Source organism: Arthrobacter humicola (assembly GCF_022803015.1).
GTDB classification, from domain to species: domain Bacteria; phylum Actinomycetota; class Actinomycetes; order Actinomycetales; family Micrococcaceae; genus Arthrobacter; species Arthrobacter humicola_A.
This window is the reverse complement of sequence record NZ_JAFKON010000003.1, coordinates 15,674-41,341: the sequence shown is the minus strand read 5'-3', so window position 1 is coordinate 41,341 and position 25,668 is coordinate 15,674. Positions and strand designations below refer to the sequence as shown.

26 protein-coding genes and 1 pseudogene are annotated in these 25,668 nt (G+C 63.5%); 11 read left to right on the top strand and 16 right to left on the bottom strand.

The genetic code is table 11. The features are described from left to right. Nucleotides 1-7 precede the first annotated feature (7 nt). The 6 genes from ARTB_RS07735 (at nt 8) to ARTB_RS07710 (ending at nt 7,088) form a co-directional block, all read left to right on the top strand. A complete protein-coding gene (locus ARTB_RS07735) occupies nt 8-895 on the top strand; it encodes a carbohydrate ABC transporter permease (RefSeq protein ID WP_243178500.1) in 888 nt (295 codons plus the stop codon). A 227-nt stretch (nt 896-1,122) separates the two neighbouring features. Further along, a complete protein-coding gene (locus tag ARTB_RS07730; RefSeq protein ID WP_308197232.1) occupies nt 1,123-1,953 on the top strand; it encodes a carbohydrate ABC transporter permease in 831 nt (276 codons plus the stop codon). Between the two features lie 27 nt (nt 1,954-1,980). Next, on the top strand, nt 1,981-3,405 hold the full coding sequence (locus tag ARTB_RS07725) for a right-handed parallel beta-helix repeat-containing protein (RefSeq protein WP_243178499.1): 1,425 nt from the start codon (nt 1,981-1,983) through the stop codon (nt 3,403-3,405). Nucleotides 3,406-3,465: 60 nt separating this feature from the next. Beyond that, nucleotides 3,466-4,557 (top strand): LacI family DNA-binding transcriptional regulator, encoded by a 1,092-nt coding sequence (locus tag ARTB_RS07720; RefSeq protein WP_243178498.1) that lies wholly within the window; start codon nt 3,466-3,468, stop codon nt 4,555-4,557. Between the two features lie 49 nt (nt 4,558-4,606). After that, a complete protein-coding gene (locus tag ARTB_RS07715; RefSeq protein ID WP_243178497.1) occupies nt 4,607-5,560 on the top strand; it encodes a carbohydrate kinase family protein in 954 nt (317 codons plus the stop codon). Further along, complete coding sequence (locus ARTB_RS07710) at nt 5,553-7,088, top strand: glycoside hydrolase family 32 protein (RefSeq protein ID WP_243178496.1); 1,536 nt, start codon at nt 5,553-5,555, stop codon at nt 7,086-7,088. Before ARTB_RS07715 ends, ARTB_RS07710 begins: the two co-directional genes overlap by 8 nt. Before the next feature lie 742 nt (nt 7,089-7,830). Here the strand turns inward: ARTB_RS07710 and bsaP are convergent. After that, complete coding sequence (bsaP, locus tag ARTB_RS21925; protein WP_084476061.1) at nt 7,831-8,091, bottom strand: biotin synthase auxiliary protein BsaP; 261 nt, start codon at nt 8,089-8,091, stop codon at nt 7,831-7,833. Then, nucleotides 8,088-9,113 carry a biotin synthase BioB gene (bioB, locus tag ARTB_RS07705; protein WP_243178495.1) on the bottom strand — a complete coding sequence of 342 codons (1,026 nt, stop codon included), beginning with the start codon at nt 9,111-9,113 and terminating at the stop codon, nt 8,088-8,090. The genes bsaP and bioB overlap by 4 nt, the downstream gene beginning before the upstream one ends. A 167-nt stretch (nt 9,114-9,280) precedes the next feature. On the opposite strand from bioB, the pseudogene ARTB_RS07700 reads away from it, so the two are divergent. Together ARTB_RS07700 and ARTB_RS21845 are read left to right on the top strand one after the other, a co-directional pair. Then, nucleotides 9,281-9,513, top strand: a pseudogene (locus tag ARTB_RS07700) (recombinase family protein); the annotation flags it as partial. A gap of 66 nt (nt 9,514-9,579) precedes the next feature. Further along, the gene (locus ARTB_RS21845) at nt 9,580-9,882 is read left to right on the top strand and encodes a GNAT family N-acetyltransferase (RefSeq protein WP_368859393.1); all 303 of its coding nucleotides are present in this window, start codon (nt 9,580-9,582) and stop codon (nt 9,880-9,882) included. A 288-nt stretch (nt 9,883-10,170) separates the two neighbouring features. Here ARTB_RS21845 and ARTB_RS07690 read toward each other — a convergent pair whose 3' ends face one another. Then, entirely contained in the window at nt 10,171-10,368 is a 198-nt protein-coding gene (locus ARTB_RS07690) for an antibiotic biosynthesis monooxygenase family protein (RefSeq protein WP_243178494.1), read from the bottom strand. A 184-nt stretch (nt 10,369-10,552) separates the two neighbouring features. Further along, on the bottom strand, nt 10,553-11,107 hold the full coding sequence (locus tag ARTB_RS07685; RefSeq protein ID WP_243178487.1) for a CGNR zinc finger domain-containing protein: 555 nt from the start codon (nt 11,105-11,107) through the stop codon (nt 10,553-10,555). Nucleotides 11,108-11,204: 97 nt separating this feature from the next. On the opposite strand from ARTB_RS07685, the gene ARTB_RS07680 reads away from it, so the two are divergent. Beyond that, nucleotides 11,205-11,876 carry a LysE family translocator gene (locus ARTB_RS07680; protein ID WP_243178486.1) on the top strand — a complete coding sequence of 224 codons (672 nt, stop codon included), beginning with the start codon at nt 11,205-11,207 and terminating at the stop codon, nt 11,874-11,876. A gap of 70 nt (nt 11,877-11,946) precedes the next feature. On the opposite strand, the gene ARTB_RS07675 is transcribed toward ARTB_RS07680, so the two are convergent. Both ARTB_RS07675 and ARTB_RS07670 read right to left on the bottom strand, forming a co-directional pair. Beyond that, nucleotides 11,947-12,804 carry a PhzF family phenazine biosynthesis protein gene (locus tag ARTB_RS07675; RefSeq protein WP_243178484.1) on the bottom strand — a complete coding sequence of 286 codons (858 nt, stop codon included), beginning with the start codon at nt 12,802-12,804 and terminating at the stop codon, nt 11,947-11,949. Nucleotides 12,805-12,881: 77 nt separating this feature from the next. After that, nucleotides 12,882-13,670: an SDR family NAD(P)-dependent oxidoreductase gene (locus tag ARTB_RS07670; RefSeq protein WP_243178483.1), complete on the bottom strand. Its 789-nt coding sequence runs from the start codon at nt 13,668-13,670 to the stop codon at nt 12,882-12,884. Nucleotides 13,671-13,773: 103 nt separating this feature from the next. Here ARTB_RS07670 and ARTB_RS07665 point away from each other — a divergent pair, with 103 nt between their 5' ends. Then, a complete protein-coding gene (locus ARTB_RS07665) occupies nt 13,774-14,400 on the top strand; it encodes a TetR/AcrR family transcriptional regulator (protein WP_243178480.1) in 627 nt (208 codons plus the stop codon). Between the two features lie 958 nt (nt 14,401-15,358). Here the strand turns inward: ARTB_RS07665 and tcuA are convergent. The 7 genes from tcuA to ARTB_RS07630 form a co-directional block, all read right to left on the bottom strand. Then, nucleotides 15,359-16,852, bottom strand: a complete 1,494-nt coding sequence (tcuA, locus tag ARTB_RS07660; protein WP_243178478.1) for an FAD-dependent tricarballylate dehydrogenase TcuA — start codon at nt 16,850-16,852, stop codon at nt 15,359-15,361. A gap of 93 nt (nt 16,853-16,945) precedes the next feature. After that, nucleotides 16,946-17,809: an amino acid ABC transporter permease gene (locus ARTB_RS07655; RefSeq protein WP_243178476.1), complete on the bottom strand. Its 864-nt coding sequence runs from the start codon at nt 17,807-17,809 to the stop codon at nt 16,946-16,948. Then, entirely contained in the window at nt 17,806-18,450 is a 645-nt protein-coding gene (locus ARTB_RS07650; protein ID WP_243178475.1) for an amino acid ABC transporter permease, read from the bottom strand. Before ARTB_RS07650 ends, ARTB_RS07655 begins: the two co-directional genes overlap by 4 nt. 10 nt (nt 18,451-18,460) lie before the next feature. Further along, complete coding sequence (locus ARTB_RS07645; protein ID WP_243178474.1) at nt 18,461-19,330, bottom strand: glutamate ABC transporter substrate-binding protein; 870 nt, start codon at nt 19,328-19,330, stop codon at nt 18,461-18,463. 40 nt (nt 19,331-19,370) lie between these two features. Then, on the bottom strand, nt 19,371-20,120 hold the full coding sequence (locus ARTB_RS07640) for an amino acid ABC transporter ATP-binding protein (RefSeq protein ID WP_243178473.1): 750 nt from the start codon (nt 20,118-20,120) through the stop codon (nt 19,371-19,373). A 239-nt stretch (nt 20,121-20,359) separates the two neighbouring features. Then, nucleotides 20,360-21,022: a GntR family transcriptional regulator gene (locus ARTB_RS07635; protein ID WP_243178471.1), complete on the bottom strand. Its 663-nt coding sequence runs from the start codon at nt 21,020-21,022 to the stop codon at nt 20,360-20,362. Between the two features lie 183 nt (nt 21,023-21,205). Beyond that, a complete protein-coding gene (locus ARTB_RS07630; RefSeq protein WP_439954105.1) occupies nt 21,206-21,373 on the bottom strand; it encodes a hypothetical protein in 168 nt (55 codons plus the stop codon). Nucleotides 21,374-21,831: 458 nt separating this feature from the next. Between ARTB_RS07630 and ARTB_RS07625 the strand changes: the two genes are divergently transcribed. Continuing rightward, nucleotides 21,832-22,224: a RidA family protein gene (locus tag ARTB_RS07625; protein ID WP_243178468.1), complete on the top strand. Its 393-nt coding sequence runs from the start codon at nt 21,832-21,834 to the stop codon at nt 22,222-22,224. Nucleotides 22,225-22,465: 241 nt separating this feature from the next. Here the strand turns inward: ARTB_RS07625 and ARTB_RS07620 are convergent, their stop codons facing one another. The 3 genes from ARTB_RS07620 to ARTB_RS07610 all read right to left on the bottom strand — a co-directional run bounded on the left by ARTB_RS07620 (nt 22,466) and on the right by ARTB_RS07610 (nt 25,631). Then, a complete protein-coding gene (locus ARTB_RS07620; protein ID WP_243178467.1) occupies nt 22,466-23,692 on the bottom strand; it encodes an MFS transporter in 1,227 nt (408 codons plus the stop codon). After that, the gene (locus ARTB_RS07615) at nt 23,670-24,566 is read right to left on the bottom strand and encodes a dihydrodipicolinate synthase family protein (protein WP_243178465.1); all 897 of its coding nucleotides are present in this window, start codon (nt 24,564-24,566) and stop codon (nt 23,670-23,672) included. The genes ARTB_RS07620 and ARTB_RS07615 overlap by 23 nt, the downstream gene beginning before the upstream one ends. A gap of 147 nt (nt 24,567-24,713) precedes the next feature. Continuing rightward, nucleotides 24,714-25,631 (bottom strand): EamA family transporter, encoded by a 918-nt coding sequence (locus ARTB_RS07610; RefSeq protein ID WP_439954104.1) that lies wholly within the window; start codon nt 25,629-25,631, stop codon nt 24,714-24,716. Between the last annotated feature and the right edge of the window lie 37 nt (nt 25,632-25,668).

The following is a 25,668-nucleotide window of genomic DNA, read 5'->3' as shown; positions in this document are numbered from 1 at the left end:
GAAAACCGTGCGTATCTCCGATCGCCGCTTCGCCCTGTACCTCATGGCGCCGGCGGCCCTGTTCCTGACAGTATTTGTGGCCTACCCGCTGTTCCGCCTCGTGGCAGACAGCCTCTTCAAGATCTCCCCGATCGCCGGGGGCCCCCGCGACTTCGTCGGCCTGGACAACTACATCCGCGCCTTCGCCTCCGAAGCATTCATGGGCGCCGGCTGGCGCACCCTGGCCTACACCCTCGTGGTGGTCGCCCTTGAGTTCGCCCTCGGGCTGGGAATGGCCCTTCTGTTCACGGCCCTTGGCCGGAAATCCGAGGTCTGGCGGACGGTGTTCCTTTACCCGCTGATGATCGCGCCCATCGTCGCCGGCCTGCTGTGGAAATTCCTGATGATCGACAACTTCGGGCTCATCGGCACCCTCCTGCACCAGGCGGGAATCCTGCAGAACCCCAACCAGATCGGCTGGCTCTCCAACCCGGACATCGTGCTGTTTTCCGTGGCCGTCCCGGATATCTGGCTTACCACCTCCTTCATGTGCCTCATTCTCTTCGCCGGCCTCCAGAACATCCCCGGCGACCTCATCGAGGCGGCCCGGCTCGACGGCGCCAAGGCCCCAACCCTGCTCTGCAGCATCATCCTGCCGCTCCTGCGCCCAGTCATCGCAGTGGCATTGGTTGTGCGCGGCATCGACGCAGCCAGGGCCTTTGACACCATCCTGATCCAGACCAACGGCGGCCCGCAGTCCGCCTCCGAAACCATGAGCCTGCTGATCTACCGCACCATGATCCGCTTCGGCGATCCAGGACTGGCCAGCGCCATGGGCACCATCTACCTGCTGGCCATGCTCGGCGTCGCGTTCTTCGCCGTCGCGACCATCTGGCGCCCAGGGAAGGACAACTGATGAGCACCGCCGACACCCCCATCAACGACCGTTTTGCCGCTGAGGCGGTGGCCTACCGCCCCCGGCCCGCAGGCGCCGTCTCGGCCATCCCGGCCACCGGCACCAAGGCGTCCGGTGCCACTGCCGGTGCTGCCCCCACCGGAGCCCTGACGGTCGAGCCGGCGACGCCCACTTCGGCAGTCTCGGGCACGGGTCGTCCCCGCCGTAGAAATCACCACGCCGAAGGCCTGGAAGCCGGCAGACGCAGCACCCGCACCCTGCTGTGGATCATCCTTGCAGCGGCGATGGTCCTCTACGGATTCCCGTTCCTCTACCTGCTGTTCACTTCCTTCAAGGCGCCGATCGACACCATCGCGGTGCCGCCCACCATCCTTCCCAAGGAATGGACGCTGGAGAACTACACCAACGCCCTGGGCCGCAGCGGAGTTCTGGCCTCGTTCATCAACAGCGCCCAGACCGCCATCATCAGCACCCTGCTGTCCCTGGTCCTGGCGGTTCCCGCGGCGTACGGGATCACCCGCTACAAGACACCGAGTGGCCGGGTGTTCATCATGGCCGCACTGGTCACACGGATGGTCCCGCCGGTCGCCATCGGCATCCCGTTGGCATCGATGATGTCCTCTGCGGGACTCGCGGACACCCCGATCGCGCTGTCCATCGCGCACACCACCATCTCGCTGCCACTGTCCATCTGGCTCATGTCCAGCTTCTTCGAGGCAGTTCCCAATGACCTTGAAGAGGCGGCCACAGTGGACGGGTGCAGCAGGCTCGGCGCCCTCTGGCGGGTGGTCATCCCGGTGGTCTCCGGCGGCATCGCAGTCACCGCGATCTTCGCCTTCCTGGCCTCCTGGAACGAGTTCCTCTTCGCCCTCCTGATGACCGCGGTCCGTTCCCAGACCACCCCCGTGGTTATCGCGAATTTCCAGACCCAGTTCGGACTCGACTGGGGATCCATGACGGCGCTGGCCGCCGTCTACTCGATTCCGGTCATCCTCCTCACACTTCTCCTGCAGCGCAAGATCGTCGCAGGCATGACGCTCGGCGCCGTCAAGGGCTGAGAAACCACAGCACAAAGGGAAGAACCTATGTCAAGCAACAACTGCTACGACGTGACTACGTGGCCCGTCGGCAATCCGTCCGAGGACGTCGGTGAAGTAATCAACAGCATCATCGCTGACATCAAAGACCGGCAGACGGTCACCGATGCGAATAACGGAGGAAAGCCAGGCGCGGTGATCTACATTCCGCCCGGGGACTACCACCTTCGTACGCAGGTGGTGATCGACGTCAGCTTCCTCAGGATCCATGGGTCGGGACACGGCTTTACGTCGTCGAGCATCCGGTTCAACGTTCCCGAAGACGAATGGCCCGACTTGCATGAGCTGTGGCCCGGAGGGAGTCGCATTCTCGTCGACATTCCCCTCGGCGGAGACGGGGAGGAATCCAAGGGAGCCGCCTTCTACGTTGAGCGAAGCGGGAGTCCGCGGATCAGCTCGGTCGAGTTCTCCAACTTCTGCATCGACGGGTTGCACTTCAACTCGGACGGCTCGGGGATGCATCCGGAGAACACCTACGTCAACGGCAAGACCGGTATCTATGTCGCGAACGCCAATGACTCATTCCGCGTAACCGGCATGGGGTTCGTCTACCTTGAAAACGCCCTCACCATCTACAACGCGGACGCGCTTTCCGTTCACGACAACTTCATCGCTGAATGCGGAAGCTGTATCGAGCTGCGCGGGTGGGGACAAGCATCAAAGATCACCGACAACCTGGTCGGAGCAGGCTTCAAGGGTCACTCGATTTACGCCGAGAACCACGGCGGGCTCCTGATAACCGCGAACAACGTCTTCCCCCGCGGGGCGAGCAGCGTCCATCTCAACGGCGTCACGCGTTCAAGCATCACCAACAACCGTTTGCATTCGTTCTACCCTGGGATGCTGATTCTCGAAGCGAATAGTTCGGAAAACCTCGTGGCCACGAACCACTTCCTGCGTGACCATGAGCCCTGGACGCCCTTCCTGGGAGTCGACAACGGACTGAATGACCTCAACGGACTTCTCTGTGTCAGCGGCAGCAACAACTCTGTCGTCGGCAACCACTTCTCCCAGATCATCGACTCACAGAGCATCCGGCCGACAGGTGCGACGCCTGTCATCATCCGGCTGATGGCGGGGGTTGGCAACTTCGTCTCCAACAACCACGTGGTGGCGATGGACGTTCACTCCAAGTCAAGTGACTCCTGCTTCTCGGCTCAGGTGGACGCTCTGTTGACGACCGAGGCTTCGGACGGCCTCGCCGTTACGGCCGTCATGGTCGATTCCGAATCAGCGCGGAATACGATCCTTGATTCCGGAAGTGACGCCCAAGTTATCGCAGACAGGGCTGTTAACGCCTTTAGGGCCACACCCACGATCGGTGTCGAGGCGGCACATGCACTTGTGGACCAGTATCCGGCTCAGGCCCGGCGAGACCCCCGGGGATCGCCATCCGGCCCCTGGGACGAATAAAACGCACTAAGCAATTACCCGGACGTAGAATCAGCATCAACATAAGGACGTGGGAGACAAATGAACAAGTCGGTTGGCATCAAGGACGTGGCAGCCGCAGCCGGCGTCTCTGTCACGACGGTCTCCCACGTCCTCAATGACGTTGCCTACGCCCGGGTGGGGGTGGAGACGAGGGAACGGGTCCACGAAGCGGCCCAACGGCTGGGTTACGGGCCCAACCGGCTCGCCCAGGCCCTGCGCACCCAACGCTCCGGGATGATCGGGTTCATCAGCGAGGAAATCGCCACCACCCCCCACGCAGGCAGGATCATCCTCGGGGCCGAGGAAACGGCGCGGGCCCGCGGATACAACATCATGATCATCAACTCCACCAGCACCAGCTCCCAGGATTCCAGGGAAAGTGATGTGGCGGATCTGCTGGACCGGCAGGTAGACGGCATTCTGTACGCCACGATGTATCACCGCAAACTGGCCGTCCCCAAGAACCTCGTCGGACTCCCGGCAGTCCTGGTGGACTCCGAAGACATCAGCCAAACTGTTTCCTCCGTTATCCCCGACGAAATCGGCGGTGCACGGTCAGCCGTGCAAACCCTGATCGACGCCGGGCACACCCGGATCGGCATGCTCAACAACACCGACGACGTGCCAGCAACTCACTCCCGGCTCAGGGCCTTCAAGGACACGCTGGCAGATGCCGGGCTGCCGTTCCACGCAGAACTGGTCCAGTCCGAGCACTCGGAAGTTTCCGGGGGTTACCAGGCGGCGCTGCGCCTCCTGAAACCCCCGAACCGGCCCACGGCCGTGTTCTGCTACAACGACCGCATGGCCATGGGGGCGTACCGGGCCGCCGGTGAACTTGGTCTCAGGATTCCGGACGACATTTCCTTCGTCGGTTTCGACAACCAACAACTCATCGCCGAAAACCTCTACCCCGCACTGACAACCGTCGCCCTGCCCCACTACGAAATGGGCGCATGGGCAACCGAAAACCTGATCGACGCCATCGAGGGAAAAACCGACCTGCACCTGTTCGCCGCTCACCCGACCACTCTTCCCTGTCCCATGGTCCTTCGCGATTCCGTCGCCTCCCCAAAACATACGGACGCTTCCAGCAGAGCGGCACCGGACTCGTCTACACACGCCAACACCTGACCTCGAGCGCGTCCAGTAAGAGACGCGCACAACCCTCCAAGGACCTCAAATGCACAGCACCCCAGTTCCCCCCTGCCCTGAAACGGATGTCGTCGTCGTCGGCGAGGCCATAATCGACATCATTGACACCGCCGCAGGGCCCATCGAGTTTCCAGGCGGATCGGGTATGAACGTCGCGTTCGGACTCGGTCGGCTAGGCGTCAGCACCGCATTCCTCACCGCGCTGGGCAGAGATGAACGCAGCAAGAGCATCCAACGGCACCTGGCCACCGCAGGAGTACGCCTGCTTCCGGGAGCCGAGCACCTCAACCGCACATCCACTGCCCGGGCGCTTCTGGACAGCAGTGGTTCCGCAGAGTACGAATTCGACTTCGAATGGAACCTCCCCCAAATCAGCCCCACGTTCCTCCCGAAGGTGCTGCACACGGGGTCACTGGCCTCCTTCATGGAACCCGGAGCAACCCAAGTCCGGTCCTTGCTGGAACTGTTCTCCCGCCGCTGCTTGATCACGTACGACCCCAACATCCGCCCGACACTGCTCCACAGCCACGCTGAAGCGCTCAGGACCTTCGAACACACAGTTGCCCTGACTACGGTCGTGAAGCTCAGTACGGACGATGCCCAGTGGCTCTACCCCGGCACGTCCCCTCACGACATCGCGCGGCGGCTGCTTGATCTCGGGACAGAACTGGCAATCATCACGGATGGCGCATCCGGATCCTATCTGCGGTCGAATGCCGCCGAGATCGAAGTGCCGGCATCGCCAGTGGTCGTCAAAGACACTGTCGGCGCAGGCGACTCTTACATGTCATCGCTTATCGAGGGCCTCATCCAGGACCCCGAGGACGATTTCGGCTACGGCAAACTCACCCGCCTGGGAACAGCCGCCTCGCTCGCTGCGGCCATAACCGTCGGACGGCACGGAGCGAACCCGCCAACACGGGCAGAACTGATCCGATCCCTGGAACTGGCCCAAACTTCCCGAAAGAACTCCCATGACTGAAACAACAACGCACCCTGCCAGCCCCGCCGAAGACACCGCCCCCAACATCCGGCCGATACTTCACTACACAGCCAAGAACACGTGGCTGAACGACCCCAACGGACTGGTGTGGCACCAGGGCGTCTACCATCTCTTCTACCAAAACAACCCCTTCGACAACGTCTGGGGCAACATGTCCTGGGGACACGCCACCTCAACCGACCTTCTGCACTGGACCGAACACCCGGTTGCCATCGCCTGCGACGAGGATGAAGACGTCTTTTCCGGCAGTATCGTGGTGGACCACGGCAATACCTCGGGATTCGGCACGGTGGAAGATCCGGCCCTCGTGGCCATCTACACGAGCGCCTTCAAGGAAGGCTCGGTGCACCAGGGGACACAAGCCCAGTCTCTCGCGTTCTCCACGGACGCCGGCATGACGTGGAGCAAATACGCTGGCAACCCGGTGCTTGGCCGCGGCTCGGCCCATTTCCGGGACCCCAAGGTGTTCCGCTACGAGGTACCGGCCGGTTCCTGCTGGGTCATGGTGGCGGTGGAGGCCCAGCACCAGCAGGTTGTGCTGTACCGCTCGGCCAACCTCAAGGACTGGGAATACCTGAGCACCTTCGGCCCCGCAAACGCCACAGGAGGCGAATGGGAATGCCCCGACCTGTTCCCGCTCCCCGTCGACGGAGACCCGGACAACGTCAAGTGGGTCCTGGTGGTCAACATCAACCCGGGTGCCGTGGCCGGCGGCTCCGGAGGGCAGTACTTCGTCGGCGACTTCGATGGGGTGCAGTTCACCGCCGACTCTGATTCACTTGCTCCAGCGGATGCCGACGGGACCACGGATCTCAGACACTGCCTGTGGCTCGACTGGGGACGTGACTACTATGCCGCTGTCTCCTTCAGCAACGCCCCGGAGAACCGCCGCATCATGATCGGCTGGATGAACAACTGGGACTATGCCAACTCTTTGCCCACGTCCCCGTGGCGCTCCGGGATGTCGCTTGCCCGCGAGGTCGAACTCGCGACGGTCGACGGTTTGCCGCGCCTGGTGCAGCGCCCGGTGCTGCCGTTGGACCGTGGGGAGCCGGCCGGCACCATCCACGACCTGAAACTTCACGACTCCCTGGTGCAACTGCCCGCCGCGGCGCCCGGATCAGCCCAGCTGATCGAGGCCGAGATCCTGCCCGGCACGGCCCGGACCGTTGCTTTCAGGCTTCTCGGCGGATCGGGCGGGAGCGCCGCAACGGTTCTCAGCTTCGATGCCGTGATGAGCCGGCTCACGCTTGATCGCCGCAACTCCGGAAACACCGCCTTCCACGGAAAGTTCGCGTCGGCTGAGTCGGCACCAGTGAAGCTCGACGGCGGTGTGCTAAGGCTACGTGTAATCGTCGACCAGTGCTCGGTGGAGGTCTTCGCGCAAGGCGGCAGGGTGGTCCTGAGCGATCTGGTCTTCCCCCTGTCCGCGCACCTGGGCACCGACGTGTGCGTGGAAGGCGGCACGGCCATTGTTCGGAGACTGGCCGTCACGGCCTTGTCCTAATGACAGCCCCGCACTGCAGTTCACTGGTTCGCCAATGAGGACCGAGGACCAGAACTCCGCAAGTGCGGCCGGGCTTTGGCAATCCACTGCGACCTCATCTACTCGTCGAATCATTTTCTGAGCCTACTGTTGCCCTGGAAAGTCCGGTGCCGAGGGCATGGGGACGTCCCGACCCCCACCCCGGAGAGGTACTTCCACAGGCCGGCCCGGATCGGGTCGTACAGTGGTCGGATCGGGCCGGATTCCGCACGTTTCCGCGGGAGTCAGTGTTTGCCAGGGAGGGAATGCAGTTCGAGTCCCACCTCGGGCACAGCAACCCCCTCGTCAGAGGGGTTTTTGCTTTAACGGGTGTACGTCGACCGGAGTGGGTCCCTCTGACGCTTGTCGCGGCTGGTGCATGGCCGCCGCGGTGACCTGTTCGGTTATTTGGGTTGCGGGTTCAGAGCCCTGGCTGGTCAGTCCTCCGCCTGCTGGGAGGTGGCGTCATCCGGGTCTCCTTTCTGGCTGGTTGTGCTGGGCGTGGTTGGTCCTGTACCTATTCATGTCGCGCGGTCCTGCTGACGACATGACCTGCAGGGATTTCTTGAAGATCTTTTCTCCGGACTCCTTGTTTACCGGCGGCGTGGGGGAGAGCTGGCCGCCTCGACCTCCCACAACGGAAGATCCGGGGACGCCGGGGCATAAGGGTGCCACAGGCGTGCGCGGTCCCGCCGGATCGGGCCCATCTGCGCCGAATCCTGCGTCATCGGACCAGAACCCCGTGGCGGGAGCACTCCGCGCTCCAGCCCGTCGGTGTGACCTGGACCTTCATCCGCCGCCCGCAGGCGGCGCAATAACGCGGGGGTTCCAGTACCAGGAGTTCCCGGCAGGGAAGGTGAGGGTCCGACGGCGGCCGGGAGCCGCCGTCGTCCGGCTCGCCGCAGTGGCCGCAAAAGTTAGGGGTGGAGTCGGTGGTTGAGCTCGCTGCATCGCCGGTGGTTGAGCTCGTCGAAGCCCGGTTCATAGTGTCTTCTGGAGTTCCTTGATGGGCATGTTCAGCTCGACCAGCAGGTTCAGGTCAGCGTCCGCGGGACGGCCCAAGGTGGTGAGGTAGTTGCCGACGATGACGGCGTTGATGCCGCCCATGAGGCCTTCGCGGGTGCCGAGGTCCCCGAGGGTCAGTTCCCGGCCGCCGGCGTAGCGCAGCACGGTGCGGGGCATCGCCAGGCGGAACGCGGCGATCGCCCGGAGGGCGTCCTTGCCGTCCATGATGCCTTGGTTTTCCAGCGGTGTCCCGGGCCGGGGGTTCAGGAAGTTCAGCGGGACCTCATGCGGTTCCAGGGCTGCCAGCTGGGCGGCGAGTTCTGCGCGCTGCTCGATGGATTCGCCCATACCAATGAGGGCACCGCAGCACAGTTCCATCCCGGCGGCCTTGACCATGTTGCAGGTCTCAAGCCGTTCTTCGTAGCTGTGGGTGGTGACTACCTCGGGGAAGTAGCTGCGTGCGGTTTCGAGGTTGTGGTTGTAGCGGTGCACGCCCCATTCTTTGAGCTGGTCGACCTGGCGCTGAGTGAGCATGCCCAGCGAGCAGGCGATGTTGATCTCCACTTCTTCGTTGATGCGGTCGATTGCGAATTTGATCTGGTTCATCAGTTTGATGTCGGGTCCGCGGACCGCCGCCACGATGCAGAACTCGGTGGCTCCGGTGGCGGCCGTTTCCTTGGCCGCCTTGACCAGTTCCGGGATGTCCAGCCACACGCCGCGTACGGGGGAGTCGAACAGGCCGGACTGGCTGCAGAAGTGGCAGTCCTCGGGACAGCCGCCGGTCTTGATGGAGACGATGCCCTCAACCTCCACGTCCTCGCCGCAATGCCTGAGCCTGACCTCATGGGCCAGCTGCAGCGCCGCCGGAAGGGCAACATCGGGCAGTCGCAAAACCTCCACCAGCTGCTCCTGCGTCAGCCCGCGTCCTTCCTCGAGGACCTGCCGGCGGGCGGTTTCGAGAATCTCATACCCGGTGGTCGCCGGATCTTCCTGCATCGTCATTGATCGTCCTTTGCGCTGATTAGCTGCGGATATTCCTCCAAGCAGACGCTAGTTTTCCTATGGCGGCAGGATTTTGTCGGGTGTCTACAAGCAGGCGGCTGCCGGATTGGTCCCGATCGTATATTTCATAAGTCGGCGTGCACCCGTGGATTTGTTCCGACCCCAGACAGCTTGAGGAGCTCTTGCGCTTCATTCGTGACGGTGACACCCTGGGCGTGCACAGCATGGACCGGCTCGCCCGGAACCTGGACGACCTGCGGTCCCTGGTGCAGAAGCTCACCCGGAAGGGTGTCAGGATCGAGTTTCTCAAGGAAAACCTGACTTTCACGGGGGAGGATTCGCCCCTGGCAAACCTGATGCTTTCGGCGTCGTGGGAGCCTTCGCCGAATTGAAACGTGCCCACAGCTACCGGGCCGGGATCCTGCGGGATTTCGTCGTGTCGAGTAGTTTCAGCTTCAATGAGTACATGCCGCCCGTCTGGTCTTTGCGCCCAAGCCTTCCCTCTGACGCTTCATGGATTGCCGAGCTCCGCGCTCAAGTCATGCGTCCCGATCTCGAGCGGCTCGGACGCTGGGATCCGGTGCACGTCAGAGAGCGCTTCGTCACGGGTTTTCACCCAGCGCACACGTTTGTTATCGAAGTTGAGGCCTCCGCGGTGGGTGTCATTGCTGTCCGCCCCGAATCGGATGAAAAATGGATTGAACACTTCTATCTAGCTCCGGAGTACCAAGGGCAGGGTCCGGGGGCGCTGTGCTGCGCCATGTATTGATGGCGCAACACGATCATCGGCCTTTCCGGCTAAATGTCCTCCAAGGCAGCCCGGCGAGACGTCTCTACGAACGCAACGGATTCGTCCACGAGCACGAGGATTCGATCGATGTCTTCCTCGTCGCCGAAACGGACCAGAAGTTTGTACCCAGGACAACCTGTTCCCTCTGAACGTTAGTCAAAGGCGACAGTAGCTGCGAGGCTCCCGGGTCCTGCTGGTAATCGTAAATCGCGACTTGGATGGCCGACTTGGAAGAAAGGGCGGACTGCCTTTGGCCACGGTTCGACCTCATAGAAGTCGTGCAGTAGGGCGCGGCAATCCGTCAACGAGTAGCAAATAGGTGCTCGGCCACTCGACCGAACGCGAGAACGACAAATTCCGGAAGCCAGCCATCGAAGCGGTGATGGACCGCGCCTCGCCAAACGGCAGCTCGAAGGCATGTTCTTGACCGGGGCTGACCGGCAAAAGCGCGTGTTCGGTAATCACCGGGCGAGTCTCCGACACAGGAACCCCAGGCGCGCCTGCCAGTGCTCCGCAGGATTCCGCAACGGAACGGGAAGCCGGTATTTCTGCTGCGCTTCACCCGCCAACGAAGTTAACAGTCACGCCAGCATTTGTAGGGGACTTGGCTCTGCGGGGAGCGGCCCAACGGCGGCGTGGGGGGACCGTCTTACAGCGCGTTGCGGTCTTGTTTCGCGCGGGCGCGGTGATTGCGGACGGTGTCACGGTTTGCGCAGCGCACGGAGCAGTAGCGCTGGCGACCGTTGCGCGTGACATCGACCACGACCGCCCTGCAGGGATCACCTGATGACATCCCGGCGGCGCACCGGCTGAGCCTATGTGCGCCGCGAGTGCTCAGGTGCAGTGCAGTTCCGACACTGATCACGGCGAGCAATACCTGTGGAAGAGCCTGGTCGAGGTCGCGGTAGTGAAGATGCCATCCTTCACCGTCGTGATCGGTGAGGCGCGGATAGGCGGCGGCAGCAGCCATTTGGGCGTTCAACAGATCGGCCCTTTTCCGTGGATCGCGTTCATCGACGACTGAGAGCCACGCGTCAAGGACGGCGCGGGTTTGCTCATGATCGTCTCCGGCGGAGAGCCTGTAGTCCATCGTCATACCGAACTCCCGAGTCCGCTGCACGAGGCCGTCCCTATCGGCTGGCCAATCGTTGGCCAACGAGGCGGCAAGGAGTACCGCGTACTCACCGTAAGGGTTGAGATGCATAAGGGTATTACATCATTGTTGGAGGCATGATGATTTTTCCTTGGGCTGCCGATCCGCAGGCACGATATAGGTATCCAGCGAGCAGGACGGTGCGCGCGTGATCGCGGCCACGGACCTCGGATCGGGGGTTTCGATGGCCGCGGCAAGCGGGATGGCTCTAACGGCACTGGGCATGGTGCTCACGCCGGGTCCGAACATGGTCTACCTGGTTTCGCGCAGTGTGAGTCAAGGGCCAGTGGCTGGAATGATTTCTCTCGCAGGTACCTGTGCTGGCTTCCTCGTCTACATGACGATGGCGAACCTCGGGCTCGCGTTGGTGTTCGTAGCGGTGCCGTGGCTCTATGCGGCAATGAAAGCCGCGGGAGTCCTCTACTTGGCCTACCTCGCCTGGCAGGCACTCAAGCCCGGCGGTCGCAGCGTCTTCGACGTTCGCGCCCTCTCTCGCGATTCGGCACGCAAGCTCTTCCGCATGGGCCTCCTCACGAACCTTCTGAACCCAAAAACAGCCGTGATGTACCTTGCGCTCATTCCGCAGTTCATCGATACGGGCCGTGGAGGAACAACTGTCCAGGGCTTTTCCCTCGGAGCGATCCAGATCGCGGTGAGCATACTCGTGAACGCACTGATCGTCCTCGGTGCCGGGTCGATCTCTGCATTCCTCTCCGGCCGGCCGAACTGGACGAAGTGGCAGCGGCGCGTCACCGGTTCGGCGCTCGGCCTGGTAGCGGTCCTCCTCGCGCGGGAAGTACCAGAAAAAGCACGCATATAGCGATTCTGAGGATGAGAGTTCGCCGGGCCCGCGTGCCCACACCCGCACTGCAGTAAGGAGTCCCTACGGCTCAAGCGATTTCGACGGCTTCTCCGTGCACGATGATCCCGCCGTGCGGTGGAATATCAATGGTGAGTCTGCTCGGGCGGCCGACGTGGCTGCCCTGGCGCACCACCACGCGGCTTGGCGGTTCCACGAGGGAGAGCAGGCGGAGGTATCCGCCGAAGGCAGCGGCAGCCGAGCCGGTCGCCGGATCTTCGGTGATGGCGCCCACCGGGAAGAGGTTGCGCGAGTCGAATTCGTCCGGCCCCATCCCGTAGAGCGTCGTGACGGTGCCGGCCCAGTTCTGGGCATCCATCAGCGTGCGCATGGGATCGGGGTCGAAAACGAACGAGTCAAAAGTCTTTCGTTCCGCGAAGACGAGAATGGGGTGCCAGTTTCCGGCAAAAGCGATCATCGGAGGGTACCCGGGGTGCAGCTCGTCCCGGTCCACGCCGAGCAACCCGAGCAGAGCGCTCAGGACGCCATCGGGGAACTCGGCCACTCGCGGCTCCACGCTCGTGAAGCTTGCCGTCACCGCTGCGACCTGGCCCGCAGTCTCGATAACGACGGGCCCCACCGGGGTCTCGAAAACAAAGGTCCCCGCGCCATCTCGCCCTGACAGCGCGACGGCCAAAGCAATTGTGGCATGGCCGCAAAACGGCACCTCGGCGATCGGGGAGAAGTACCGAACACGGTTCCGGCGGGGGTCTCCGTCAACCGTCGCCTCGGTGATAAAGACCGTTTCCGCATACCCGATGTCGGCCGCGATGGCCTGCATCCGGGCGTCGTCGAGGCGGGTTGCGTCCAGGACTACTCCCGCTGGATTTCCGCCGTCGGGGGTGGTGGTAAAGGCGGCATAACGAAGTACGTCGGGTGTCTGATTCATTGCTACATCCTCGGTGGGTTGTGAAGATACGGGCGTGGCGAAGACCAACAGGGCGAAGCGAAATGCGACTAGTAGCACTAGTCCTGTACGGCTCTGCCGGCCATGGCGAGGGAGATGTTTCGGGGGAGGCGCTGGGCGATGCCGGCCAGCAGGCGATTTCCCAAGCCTGAGACGACGCTTACGGGTGTAGTGCGGCGATCGAGAGCGCGCAGGGCAGTGTCGATGACCTCGCTGGCGCCCTGCAGCCGGCCGACCGCTGCGGCCTGGCTCCCGAGTACATCGAAAAACTCGGTGCGGGTAGCCCCCGGGCAGAGCGCGAGCACGCGAAGGCCGGATTCCTTCGTCTCATGTGCCACGGCTTCGGTGAAGCTCAGGACAAATGCCTTGGTTGCTCCGTAAACCGCCATCCCAGGTACCGGCTGAAAAGCTGCGGTACTGGCCACGTTGATGAGTGCGCCCCTCCCGGCGGCGAGCATCTCGGGGAGGAATGCCCGCGTGGTCTCAACGAGAGAGGCCACGTTGAGGGAGATCTCCGAGGCGATGACCGCGGGGTCTTCCTTGACCAAAGGGCCGCTCGTGGCGAAGCCCGCGTTGTTGATCAGGGTGTCGATGCGGATGCCCCGGCCGGCGAGCTCCTCGCGGAGTTCCGCTCCGGCTCCCGCACGGCTTAAGTCCTTCGAGAGCGTAGTCACTGAAATGCCGCTCGAGTCGCGCAGCTTCCGGGCGAGGTCCTCAAGCCGGTCGGTCCGCCGTGCGACCAGCACAAGGCTGGCCCCGCGCGCTGCAAATCGTGCGGCAAACTCCGCGCCGAGCCCGGAGCTCGCTCCAGTGATGAGTGCCGTGGTTCCGGTGTAGCTCATGGTCATGTCGAATCCATTCCGTGTGGCGGCCACTCTATGTAGCCAATGCCTACATAGTAGACAGTGGCACCATTGTAGTCAATGACTACTTTGTGGCTATACTGATCTCATGACCGATCAGCCCTACCATCACGGCAAGCTCCGCGAGGCGTTGGTCGCCCGTGCAAGGGAAGTCATCGAAGAAGCAGGAGTCGAGGGACTTTCCCTACGGCAGCTAGCGCGTGACCTGGGTGTGAGCCACGCGGCACCCGGCAAGCATTTCCGTGACAAGCAGGCGCTTCTCGATGCCCTCGCCCTTGACGGTTTCCGCAGCATGAATGCGAGGATCACAGAAGCGTCCGAAGCCGCCGGAGACCATCGGTCACGCTTTGTCCGGATCGCCAGGGCCTATGTGGACTTCGCGGTCGCCCATCCGGTCCTGTTGGCCGTGATGCACTCCACCAAGCACCATCCTGATGCCAGCAATGAACTGCGCAGCATCGGTGAAGACGGCATGACGGTCGCCAGGGCGATCATCGCTGAAGCCCAGGAGGCCGGGGAGCTCGCGCCAGGGGACCGCGAGTTGCTCGCTCTCGTCTGCTTCGTGAGCCTGCACGGAGCCGCTGTGCTGGCGGCGGGCAACCTCCTGGATGGAACTTCTATCGGCGCCCTGACGGTTGCCACAACAGACCTGTTGTGGGCGGGAATGGTCGCAGGTATTCCCGCACCCCGGGGAGCCTCGGGAATCGGCCCATGAGCCGCTCTCTTAGACGAACTCGGCGTCCTAAACACCCGTTGAGCCGAACCAGCCGTCAGGCATCCTTCCGCCAGAAGGCCTCCCTGTGCGTGGAGGTTTGTCGGCCTGCGGTCCGGCGGGGCACCTGCCGGAAAACGCTCACGCTGCTTTGACGACCGCAGCGTTGGCCTCGTCTTCTGCGGACCCATCGAGCCAAGTGAATCGACGGATATTTTCGGATACCCGGCAGGCGTTCTCTGGGTTTAAGCTGTCTCGGTTCCTAGGAAGTGGAACGCTAGGATTGGTCCTTCGGAATGCGGCGATTCGCGCGTGGGCTCGCGTTCCACAGCTATGTTCAATGGAGATGTTCCGCGAGAACTTACAGAACAACTTAGGGATACTCGGAGAAAGATGGCGCTTTCGTTGCCGCCCGCCAGATGGAGCCAAAGCACGCTGCCGTCAGCTGCCAGCATGTCGATGCGCCCGGTAGCGATGACTTCCCCGTGTTGGTGGATTTGCACGTAGTCGGCCCGTGAGAGCTTGGACCAGTTGGCAATGGGGGCGGGTTTCCGGTTTTCTGTATGAGATCCGGGCGATCGGGGCATCATGGCTTGTCCTTGGGTTGGGGCGACTGCGGTGTCGGAATCGTTTGAGCGTCGGGGGAGGTGGCAGGGCGGCGTTTCCGCCACCCTGCCTCCTCCATATGGGCTCTCTTCCCACGCCCGACTATCGGGCTGCCTGTTGCGATGGAGTGCGGGAAGAGCGCCCATCTGTGCCGGGCATTGGGCCGGCAGTCGGTGGTGATGGTCCGCTCGGGAGACCCGTTTTGCTCGCGAACATCAGGGCAAATCTCCCGGGGAGCTTTCGCCGTCAAGAGCCGGCTTTCGCTCAGTCCCGGTCACTGCGACGAGCGTCGGAGCGAGTGAAGCCGGCGGTGGCCCGCCCGGGTTCTTGAGGAGAAGTGCCGTGGATCCGTGCCCTACGCCAGGCCGCCCGCCCGCCGCCCAAAGACGCACCCGGCAGCAAGTCCGGTGCCTCCCGGGTAGTTGACGCTGAATAGTCCGCCGAGCATTTCACCTGCCACGAACAGGCCTTCGATGTGCTTGCCCTCTGCGTCCAGGACGCGGCCGTGGGTGTCGGATTTGATGCCACCGAAGGTGAACGTGATTCCGCAGGTGACGCCGTAGGCGTAGAAGGGTCCGGTTTCGATCGGGGCGGCCCAGTTGCTCTTGACCGGTTCGGTTGCGGCCTTCCGGCCATCCTTAACGTTGGGGTCGAACGGGGTGGAGCGCTCGATCGAGCTGTTGAAGTCCGTCACGGTTTTGGACAAGCTTTCCGGGTCTATGCCGATTTTGACGGCCAGGTCCTCGAGGGTGTCGGCGACCTCGACAGAGATGCCGGGCATCTCGTATTCTTCGCTGCGCAGCATGGGCCGAAGGCCGGCGTCGAAGATCTGGTACGCAACCGAGCCGGGCTGCTTGAGGATTTCCTTGCCGTATTTGGCGTAGGTGTAGTTCCGGAAGTCGGCACCCTCGTCCAGGAAACGCTTGCCGTCAGTGTTGACGATGATTCCAAACGGGTAGCTTTGCCGGGTGAGGCGGTTGGTGAGTTCGCGGTTGCTTTCGTTGGTGGCGGTAAAGGCATCCCACTGGACGCTGTGGCAGCTGCCCCAGTCTCCGCCCTTGGTGGCGCCGATCTCCAACGCTGCGGCGATCATGTCGCCGGTGTTGTAGGGAGTGCCGCGTACCTTGGCGTTTTCCCAGCCTTCGCCCAAGTACTCCCGCCGCCGCTTCGGGTCCGCCTCGAAGCCTCCGGCGGCGAGGATCACGGATTCTGCCCTCAGGCGCAGCTCCCCTTCAGCGGTGTTGACGACGACGCCGTCTACACGGCCGTTCTCAACGATGAGGCTTTGGGCCGCTTGGCCGTACCTGACTTCGATGCCCAGCTCTGCAGCGACCCGGGTGTGGTCTTCGATCAGGCCTTCGCCGCCGCCTACGTTTCCCACGTGCAGGCCGCCCCAGAAGAGGTAGGACCCGTCGGCACGCTCGAAGGCCTGACGCTCGTACATCAGGCGGTACTTCAGGCCCAGGCTGTTGAGCCACCGAAGGGTGGACTGGCTCTCGGCAATGAGGACTTCCGTCAGTGCCGGGTCGTTGCGGCCTTCGGTGACCTTTTCCAGGTCAGACGCGTATTCCTCAGCGCTGTAGGGCGGAACGACGGTCCGGCTGTGCCGTTCGTCCGGTTCCACGAGCCCCTGGAGGTCGTCCAGGCCGTTGTGGACGATGCGTGTGGCGCCGGCGGTGTAGAAGCTGTTGCCGCCGGCCATGTCTTTGGTGCCTTTTTCGAGCAGGATGACTTTTCGTCCGCGGACGGCAGCCGCGTGGGCCGCCGTGAATCCGGCATTTCCGCCGCCGACGACGATTACGTCGGCCTTGGTGAGGTTTCCCGCTGCAGGTTCGTTCTGATCAGCCATTGTTTTCCGTCTCCTTCATGTTGAATTCATAAGTATTTGACTGTATACACAGTCTGGCAGGGGTGATTTGGGGGTAGAGGCGGCCCGGGGGTGTTAGCGGTGGGCCGGTACGGGGGCTGGCTCTGCCGCTGTCACGGGGAGCGGTTCCTGGGCGGCGAGGCGGTTTTGGCGGCGCTCCAGGGCCACGGCGAGGGCGCCGAGGGCGATGTTGACGACCAGGAATCCCAGCGCGGCAACAAACTGGGCCTGCAGCAGGGACCGGGTGTAGTACTGGCCGATGACGGTGGCGGACCTCAGCAGTTCCATGTAGCCGCCGAGCACAAAGGCCAGTGCTGTTCCCTTGAAGAGGATGATGAGCTGGCTCACGAGAGCAGGACTCATGGACCGCAGGGCCTGCGGGAGCAGGACCAGGCGCAGCGTCCCGACGTGGGAGAAACCCAGTGCGAGGGAGGCCTCGGCCTGACCCGGCGGCAGCGCGAGGATCCCGGAGCGCAGCAGGTCACCGATGACGGCCCCGCTGTACAGGGTCAACGCGATGACCAGGAACCAGAAGTCCCCGAGTTTGAGGCCGTAGTTGGGCAGCACCAGGGACGTGAAGTAGAGCAGCAGGAGCAGGGGGATGCTGCTGAAGACGTCCGTGTAGACCCGGCAGGTCCTGCGCAGAGGTGCGTGTGTGGAGACGAGTCCGAAGGCCAGGAGGCATCCGGTGATCATGGACAGCACCATGCCGACGGCTGCGGCCGCAATGTTGTTCCACAGCCCCTGGCCAAGAAGCGCCCAGAGTCCGGACTCGGCGAACGGGGCCCACGCCGCGGCGCTCAGCTCGCCTTTGTCGTAGAGGACGCGGAAGACCAGATAGGCGCCGGCGATCACGATGAGGGCCGTGAGGATTTCCAGGAGCAGGTGGCGGCGTTTGGCGCGCGGACCGGCCGGGTCAAAAAGCGATACGGTACTCATCGGCTGAACGCCACCTTCTGATCGACTGCGGATACGAGCCGGCCGATGACCAGCCCGATGACGAGGTAGCAGAGGGCGGCCCCGCCGAAGATAATGAACGGTTGTGCCTCATCCACCGCGATCTTGTCCGAAAGGAACGTCAGTTCGGATACCCCCACCAGGGCAGCGACCGAGGTGTTCTTGACCATGGTGATGAAGACGTTGCCAAGCGGTCTGGTCACCGTGGCGAAGGCTTGCGGGAGGACGATGAGTTTCAGTGAGGCCATCGGCCCGAAGCCCAGGGCGCGTCCGGCTTCCAGCTCGCCGCGGTCCACGGTGTTCAGGCCCGCGCGCAGGGTTTCGGCTACGAACGGCGCGGTGTAGAGCACCAGGACGATGGCGGCCGAGGTGTAGAGCGAGTACTGGATGCCCAGGACCGGCAGTCCGAAGACGAACAGCACCATCTGCACGGGAAGCGGCACGTTCCTGAAAATCAGCACGTAGGCCGAGGAAACAGCCCGGGCCGTCCTGATGGGGCTGGTCCGCAGTGCGGCGAGCAGTGTCCCCAGGAGCACCGAACCGGCGGCACCCAGGAGAACGAGTCCCAGAGTCACCATCACGCCCTGGCCGAAATCGCCGAGGTGATTGAGAAGGAATGACATCAGCGGATCCCTACAGCGTTACTTTGGGCGGGGTAACGTCGCCGGGCTTGACCTGGCCGATCGTGGCGTCGTAGGCCTTCTTCCAGTCCCCGTCCGCGATGGCCTTGGTCAGGAGCTGATCGAGGTAGTCATGAAATGCTGCGTCGTCCTTGGCCACGCCGATGGCAAATTCCTCGGCATCGGCCAAATGGCCGTCCGCGATGCGGTAGGCATCCGGATTCTGGGACTGGACACCGAGCAGGATCGCCTCGGTCGTGGTCACCGCGTCGACCCTCTTATCCTTCAGTGCCTGCGCGCATTCACTGTAGGTGCTGAACAGGACCACGTTGGCCGCGGGCACGGCCGCACCGATGAGCTGGGCCGCGCGGGCCCCGGTGGTGGAACACACGGTCTTTCCGGCCAGGTCCTCGGGTTTGTTCACTGAGCTGTCGTCCTTGCGTACCAGCAGGGCCACGTTGCTCTCAAGGTAGGGTCCGGCGAAACTGACGACTTTCTTCCGTTCGTCCGTCACTGCATAGGAGGCGATGACGGCGTCGACCTTGTTCTGCTGCAGGAACGCCTCACGGTTTTTGGTGACCGCCTCAACGAACTCGACATTCTCCGCACTGCCGGTGAGGTCCCTGGCCAGGATTCTGGCCATCTCAATGTCCAGGCCTTCCATCTTGCCGGTGACCGGATTCTTCACGCCAAAGAGCGGCTGGTCGAATTTGACCCCGACGATCACTTTGCCGCGTTTCTGGATCTTGTCCATCGTGCTGTTGGCCGGGAAGCTCCGGGCCGGTTGGGTCTCGGCGGCCGGGGTGCTGCCGCCGCAGGCTGTGGTGCCCAGGACCAGTGCGCCGGCGATGGCCAGGGCCGGCAGGAAGTGCTGGCGTTTCATGGTGACTCCTTAGGGTGGGTGCGTCGTTGCACAGGTGCTGTTAGTGGACCGAGGAGAGGAAGGCTTTGGCCCGGTCGGAGGAAGGGGAGGTGAAAAACGTTTCAGGGTCGGCAATTTCCACGATGGCTCCGGCGGCCATGAACACGATCCGGTCCGCGAAGGCCCGCGCGAACGACATCTCGTGGGTCACGACGATCATCGTCGTGCCGCTCTGCGCGAGGCTCCGCATGGTCGCCAGAACCTCGCGGGTGGATTCCGGATCGAGCGCCGACGTCGGTTCATCAAAGAGCAGGACCTTGGGATCCATGGCCAGTGCGCGGGCGATGGCCGCGCGCTGCTTCTGGCCTCCGGAGAGCTGGGACGGCCGGCTGTGTGCCTTGTCGGCGATGCCGACCATGGCAAGCAGTTCGTGGGCCCGCGTCTCTGCCGCCTGTTTGTCCAGGCCGAGAATTTTCCGTGGGGCGAGGGTGATGTTCTCCAGGATGGTCTTGTGGGAGAAGAGGTTGAAGGACTGAAAGACCATCCCCACCTCGGTACGGAACTTGTACAGATCCGTGCCCTCCACCGGCTGTTCGTGGCCGTCGATGAGAATGTGGCCCTCGTCGATGGCTTCGAGCCGGTTGATGCACCGGCACAGCGTCGATTTGCCCGACCCTGACGGGCCCAGGATGACGACCACCTCGCCACGGCGCACCGACAAATCAATGCCGGTCAGGGCCTGCATGCTGCCAAAGCGCTTGCCGACTCCGCGGAACTCAACGACGGTGTCCGTCTCCGTGATGGCTGTCATGATCTATCTCCTTTGATGGAATACGACTGTATACAGTGAAGTACAGTGTGGCATGGTGACCGCAATCACGGCAAGTCATTACGAGTCTTCGATGGGTGCGAACGCTTCGCCACCACCGCGGCAGTTACAAACGGCAGCGGTCTGCGCAACCGTGGCAGCACCGGGCTGATGCCCGGGAGAAGGCAGAAAAGCTGGGGCTTCGGGGCCCGGAGAGCTAGCCGGAGAGCCCGGCAGTGATCTTAGTGGGAGGCCGATTTCCGCAGCAGGTCTAGCCTGATCCGACGGGCTGTCTCCATGTGCTCGCGTGCGGTGTTCCGCGCAGCAGTTTCGTCGCCGGCGGTGATGGCCGCGACCAGCTTCGAATGCTCGGCCAGGGCCTCGTCCCAACGCTCTCCCACAGACAGAGTCGAGTGCGGCGTGCGGATCAAGTGGGTGGACAGCCGCTGCAGGAGATCCTGGAGCACGGGATTGTGCGCAGCCGCCCAGACGGCAGCGTGGAACTCCAGGTTCGTCGACGCCCGGGTGTTGTCATCCGGCTCCGAAAGTGCGCGGTCACGTTCCACCAGGCCTTCGAGCTGCATAATGTCAGTGATGTCGTGGGACAGGGCCGCCTGCCCGGCCGCCTCCTGTTCCAAAAGAATCCGCACGTCATAGACCTGGATGACTTCCTGGGGTGTTGCCTGATGGACCTGCAGTCCACGGGCGCCGCGGTCCAGAAGACGGTCGTGCTGGAGGCGGCGAAGAGCCTCGCGCACCGGCGTGCGGGAGACACCGAAGCGTTCCCCCAAGGTAACTTCCCGCAAGGGAGTGGCCGGAGCAATTGCACCCGCTAGGATTTCAGAGCGCAGCTGGGCGTAGATCGAATCCCCGTCGTGCCGCATCGTTTCAGAACCAGGTGACACAACTTTCCTTCCACAGTGGCGACTCGGAAGGGAGGCTTACGCCGCCACTCGGTCCCGCCAGTTCGCAGACCCGAGCCATCGCCCGGATCCTCCTAGTATTCCAGTGGATACGCGCGTGTCCAAGATGTGTGGTCCTTTCCATCCGGCTGGTGCATGAACCGGAGTTGTTCGGCCGCTGCCGGCCTAGTTCTTCGCCAGCAACTTTTCGCCATCCGGACGGAGCTCTCCCGTCGGTGATACGTGCCGGTAAAGGGCTTGGCGGGTGATGCCGAGTTCGGTGCAGAGATCGCGGACTTTGGTTCCGGGCTTGCCCAGGGAGGCCGTGGCGAGCCTGAGTTTGGCCGAGGTCAATTACTCGGGAGACTGAGTCGCATGGCACTTCTTCGTCCCAAAGAGCCGAATCGCTATGTGCGTGCCCACATCATGAGCATCAAATCAAAGGCGATATTAAGAGCAAATCAGGAGTCCAATGATTATCACGATCGAGGCCGACCGCTACTTCCACATCACAGGCCTATCCCCGACGGAAATCGAGAACAGTATCAACACGGCTGTAGAGATGGCCCGTAACCACTCGTTGAATGAAGGATGGCAGGGCATTCTCGTCACCCGCCACGGACCTGATATGTACACAGTGAGTGCGGAACGGGACCTGCCGCAAAAAGTCCCGAGCAGGTGCCGGACGGCTGAGAGCTCACCGCAGCCGTGCCGGCAGTAGACTGAAAATCAGCGAGCGGACTGCCGTGGTACCCGGTCGCCGGCCGGTACGCTCCGGCAGTGCGCGTCGTCCGACGGAGAGGGCCTCAGCGATGGAACCGACCTATGTGATGGCCGAGAGCGCCCCGGCGCCCGTGGGCCCCTACTCCCAAGCGTGCGGTATACCGAATGGTCTGCTGTTCCTTTCCGGGCAGACGCCCATCGACCCGGCGACCGGGCAGCTGGTCGGCGGTGGCATCGAGGAGCAGACCGCACGCGTCTTCGACAACCTTGGCCTCGTCCTCGAGGCAGCCGGCAGCAGCTTGCGCGATGTCGTCAAAGTCAACGTCTTCCTCGTCGACATGGACGACTTCGCAGCGATGAACGCCGTGTACGCGAGGTACTTCGACGGCCAGTACCCCGCGCGCACGACGGTCGCCGTCGCCGGGCTCCCGCTCAGGGCGCGCGTCGAGATCGAACTGCAGGCGATGCGCCGCGTGGGGTGATCCAAACGCACGACCACCTCGATTCGCTCACTCCCGAGATCATCGACACAGCCAGAGAAGCCCTACTCATCGGCAACTAAGGCCTGCGAATTTACTGCCAAATAGCGCTGCGATCCACAAAATAACCGTGTGAATCGCGGAGCTATTTGGCGTTGTTTTGGCGGCGTTTTTGGCGTGCCTCTGGTGCACTCGCCGCGGCGTGCTGCCGGTCCGCGCGAGGGTGTTGTGGAATTCAGGCGGGCTAGTGCTTGGACAAGCGTGGACGGGAGCGCTCGATGATGCTGGTGGTCGCGGCAATTGCTGTGAGGGCTGTCGCCAGCAGAAGCGGTGCCCAGACCGTTTGTGCGATGGTTGCACCCGCGACGGCTGTCCCGGCTGATCCTGCAGCGATCTTGAGTGCGCCCACCCAGATGAAGACTTGGCCGCGGGCCTCGATGGGTGCGTATTCGCTTCGCGCGGCGAGTGTTGCCGCGAAGAACATCGCGTTGGCGATCCCTGCCAGGCCGAAGGCAATGAGGGATGTGGGAAGCGTCGGAGTGAGCATCACCAGTATCAGCGTTGCCGCGACGAGTGCGGCGAGGGAGCTCATGAGAGGGTCTGCGTCGCGGCGAAGGGGCCGGAGCATGAGCGCTGCTGATCCGAGGAGATTCCCTATCCCATATGCCGCGACCAGTGTTCCGGCGGCTGAGGCCCCGCCGAACGCGGGAGCAGTTGCAACGGCGTAGATCGGTAGCGCGGCGACAGAGAATGCGACGGTCACGGTGAGTCCGAGTGTGCGGCGCAGCGGACCACGTGCCCAGATGAGGCGCAGTGTTCGACCGGGGGACGGCACCTCAACGGCCTTGTCGGGCGGCTCTTGCTTGGGGAGTGCGAGGACGGCTCCAGCACCAACGACGGCGGCTCCGGCCAGGACCAGTGTCGCGGTGAGTGCGTCGGATGCTGCCGCGATCCATGCCACTGCTGCCGGGCCGAGGGTGCCGCTGATCCCGTAGCTTGCGACGTCCCAGCTTTGTGCTCTGCGTTGGCTGCGCTGCCCGGGGCCGGCGATAGAGGGCAGGCGGCTGCTGATCCCGCCGGTGAGCATCGGCCCGAAGATGCCCGAGGCAAAGAGCAGCATGGCTGGACAGATCGCCCAGGCGACGGGCAGGAGCAGTGCAGCAGCACCGAGCAGCACCCCGTGGATGACGGCGGAGCACGCGATCACTTTGCGTCCGTCACGTGCTGTATCGAGGCGTCGTGCGATGAACGGGCCGAGCAGGTGGGGTGCGGTGATTGATGCTCCCAGGAGCCCGGCCAGCCAGCCCGGCATCCCGCAGGCGTGGGCGAGCAGCACAATGGCGACCACTGCGCCCCCGTCTGCGCTGCGAACCAGGGTTGCGGCGAAGACGTAGCGGGCCAGCGCACCGATCCGGCGGTCCTCCCTGCAGGGAACGCCGAGGCCAGCGCTACGGGTTAAGCCCGAGCTCATCGACAATCCTGCCAACACGGGCACGCTGCTTCGCAGTCAATCCTTGGAGGGGAAGAGGCAGGCACGATTGTGATGCCAGTCCCAGCTGTTCCGCTATTGCCGCAACAACCCGGATACTCCCGCCAAACTCGGCAAATAACTGCCACAACGGTGCCAGCCGTTCGGACTCCGCGAACGCATTGGAGGCCCGCCCTTCCAGGGCGGCCTGGGTGATCCGCATCGCCGGGGCGGGCAAAGTGCCGCCAATGACGGAGTACCAGGCATCGCACCCGGCAGCCAGTCCGGCGGCGGCCTTGGCGTCACCGGAAACTCCGATGGTCACGTGCGCAGGGACGGCGGCGCGGATTTCCTGAACCCGCGCGTGCGCCTGCTCCGGATCGGCCGGCACGCCGGGGATTTTGATGGAAGCGATTCCGGTCAGTTCCGCGATGCGTCCGTACAGTTCGGTCGTGAAGGTGAAGTGGGTGGTGCCCGGATTGTCATAGACGATGACGGGCAGCGACGAGTTCGCGGTGACGGTTTGGAAGAGTTCGAACACGTCATCGTCGGTGAGGGGTTGATAGGTCATGGGAGCCAGCAGGAGCCCGGAAGCTCCCGCCTGTTCTGCCCTTTCAGCGTTCGCGAGGACGTGTGAGGTCCGCAAGGCCCCGACACCAATGAACACGGGTGTTTCGTCGGCGTGCTCGACAGCAAGACGGGCCACACGGCTTCGTTCCTCACTGCTCAGATACGCGTAGGAGCCGGTGGATCCGAGCGCCGTGATGGAATCAACCTTCGCCTCCGAGAGCCGTTCGATCAGACGAACGAAGGCATGCTCGTCAACAGCATCATCTGCCAGAGGGGTCAGGGGGAAGGCACTCAAGCCGGTGAACATGGGTATAACTCCTTTGTTTGAATAACGGGGAAGCAAAGTCTGAGCCACCTGCCGCGGCTGGGCGGGCTGAGCTGCGGGTCACCTGTCAGCAGGTATTTCCCGCGCAGCGACAGTTCTGGCGGACGCGTCTAGTTGGAGGACTGCGGCCTACTTCGGTCCTTGGCTGATGAGGTCAGGGTCGGTGCGGGCGGCGGCGGGTTCGCGAGTGTGCGGTTGCCGTCGGCCACCGCGTTGCGCGGCGGCCCCGGCGAGGACGACGAGCGTGATGCCCCCGAATTGGGTGAGCGAGGGCTGCTGGTGCAGCACGAGCAGCCCGAGGAGCACCCCGATTGCCGGTTCGAGGGCCATCAGGGTACCGAACGCGGTGGGCGTCATCCGGCGCAGGGCGAGCATCTCAAGCGCCATTGGCAGCACCGGCATCAGGACGGCCAGTCCGAAAGCGACAGAGAGGACACCGAGGTTGAGATGTCCGGCGGACTGTGGGATGCCGACCACCGCTGCCGTGGCAGCTGCGACGGGAACGGTGAGTGAAAGCGCACCGATGCCCGTGAAGCGGTCGCCGATCCGTTGTGTAAGCACGATGTAGACGGCCCACCCGACGGCCGCGAGCCCTGCCAACCCGATACCGGCGAGGTTGATCTCACCAGCCCAAGGTTCGGTCAGAAGGACGACGCCCAGCAGCGCCAGGGCTGGCCAGATAAGCGCCCGTGCGCTGTGGCTGCGCACCGCGGCGACAGTCAGCGGACCGAGGAACTCGATCGCGACGGCGGTGCCGAGCGGGATGCGTTCGATGGAGGCGAGGAATGCGATGGTCATCAGTCCGGTGGCGACGCCCAGCCCCAGGAGCACGGGGATGTCGCGGCGGCGTAGCGCGCGCAATGGGGGCCGGGCAACGGCGAGAAAGATGAGTGCTCCCACGCTGAGTCTGAGCCAGGCTGTTCCGGCCGGCCCCACCGATGCGATCAGATCCACTGACAGGGCCGAGCTGAGCTGGACTGAGAGCATGGCGGCAACGGCCAGCCCCCATGGCGGCACAGGGACATTCTTGGGGACACGTTGGCTCACGGCCGGCCGCCCTGGGCCAGCCGGTCACCGATCGCGC

What these genes read in the sequence shown, in the direction of transcription:
- ARTB_RS07675 (WP_243178484.1), bottom strand. Translation starts at nt 12,804, where the DNA reads ATGAATCAGACACCCGACGTACTTCGTTATGCCGCCTTTACCACCACC.
- ARTB_RS07625 (WP_243178468.1), top strand. Translation starts at nt 21,832, where the DNA reads ATGGAACCGACCTATGTGATGGCCGAGAGCGCCCCGGCGCCCGTGGGC.
- ARTB_RS21845 (WP_368859393.1), top strand. Translation starts at nt 9,580, where the DNA reads ATGCCGCCCGTCTGGTCTTTGCGCCCAAGCCTTCCCTCTGACGCTTCA.
- ARTB_RS07620 (WP_243178467.1), bottom strand. Translation starts at nt 23,692, where the DNA reads ATGAGCTCGGGCTTAACCCGTAGCGCTGGCCTCGGCGTTCCCTGCAGG.
- bioB (WP_243178495.1), bottom strand. Translation starts at nt 9,113, where the DNA reads ATGACGATGCAGGAAGATCCGGCGACCACCGGGTATGAGATTCTCGAA.
- ARTB_RS07615 (WP_243178465.1), bottom strand. Translation starts at nt 24,566, where the DNA reads ATGTTCACCGGCTTGAGTGCCTTCCCCCTGACCCCTCTGGCAGATGAT.
- ARTB_RS07645 (WP_243178474.1), bottom strand. Translation starts at nt 19,330, where the DNA reads ATGAAACGCCAGCACTTCCTGCCGGCCCTGGCCATCGCCGGCGCACTG.
- ARTB_RS07670 (WP_243178483.1), bottom strand. Translation starts at nt 13,670, where the DNA reads ATGACCATGAGCTACACCGGAACCACGGCACTCATCACTGGAGCGAGC.
- ARTB_RS07665 (WP_243178480.1), top strand. Translation starts at nt 13,774, where the DNA reads ATGACCGATCAGCCCTACCATCACGGCAAGCTCCGCGAGGCGTTGGTC.
- tcuA (WP_243178478.1), bottom strand. Translation starts at nt 16,852, where the DNA reads ATGGCTGATCAGAACGAACCTGCAGCGGGAAACCTCACCAAGGCCGAC.
- ARTB_RS07655 (WP_243178476.1), bottom strand. Translation starts at nt 17,809, where the DNA reads ATGAGTACCGTATCGCTTTTTGACCCGGCCGGTCCGCGCGCCAAACGC.
- ARTB_RS07725 (WP_243178499.1), top strand. Translation starts at nt 1,981, where the DNA reads ATGTCAAGCAACAACTGCTACGACGTGACTACGTGGCCCGTCGGCAAT.
- ARTB_RS07650 (WP_243178475.1), bottom strand. Translation starts at nt 18,450, where the DNA reads ATGTCATTCCTTCTCAATCACCTCGGCGATTTCGGCCAGGGCGTGATG.
- ARTB_RS07720 (WP_243178498.1), top strand. Translation starts at nt 3,466, where the DNA reads ATGAACAAGTCGGTTGGCATCAAGGACGTGGCAGCCGCAGCCGGCGTC.
- ARTB_RS07710 (WP_243178496.1), top strand. Translation starts at nt 5,553, where the DNA reads ATGACTGAAACAACAACGCACCCTGCCAGCCCCGCCGAAGACACCGCC.
- ARTB_RS07640 (WP_243178473.1), bottom strand. Translation starts at nt 20,120, where the DNA reads ATGACAGCCATCACGGAGACGGACACCGTCGTTGAGTTCCGCGGAGTC.
- ARTB_RS07715 (WP_243178497.1), top strand. Translation starts at nt 4,607, where the DNA reads ATGCACAGCACCCCAGTTCCCCCCTGCCCTGAAACGGATGTCGTCGTC.
- ARTB_RS07685 (WP_243178487.1), bottom strand. Translation starts at nt 11,107, where the DNA reads ATGCATCTCAACCCTTACGGTGAGTACGCGGTACTCCTTGCCGCCTCG.
- bsaP (WP_084476061.1), bottom strand. Translation starts at nt 8,091, where the DNA reads ATGAACCGGGCTTCGACGAGCTCAACCACCGGCGATGCAGCGAGCTCA.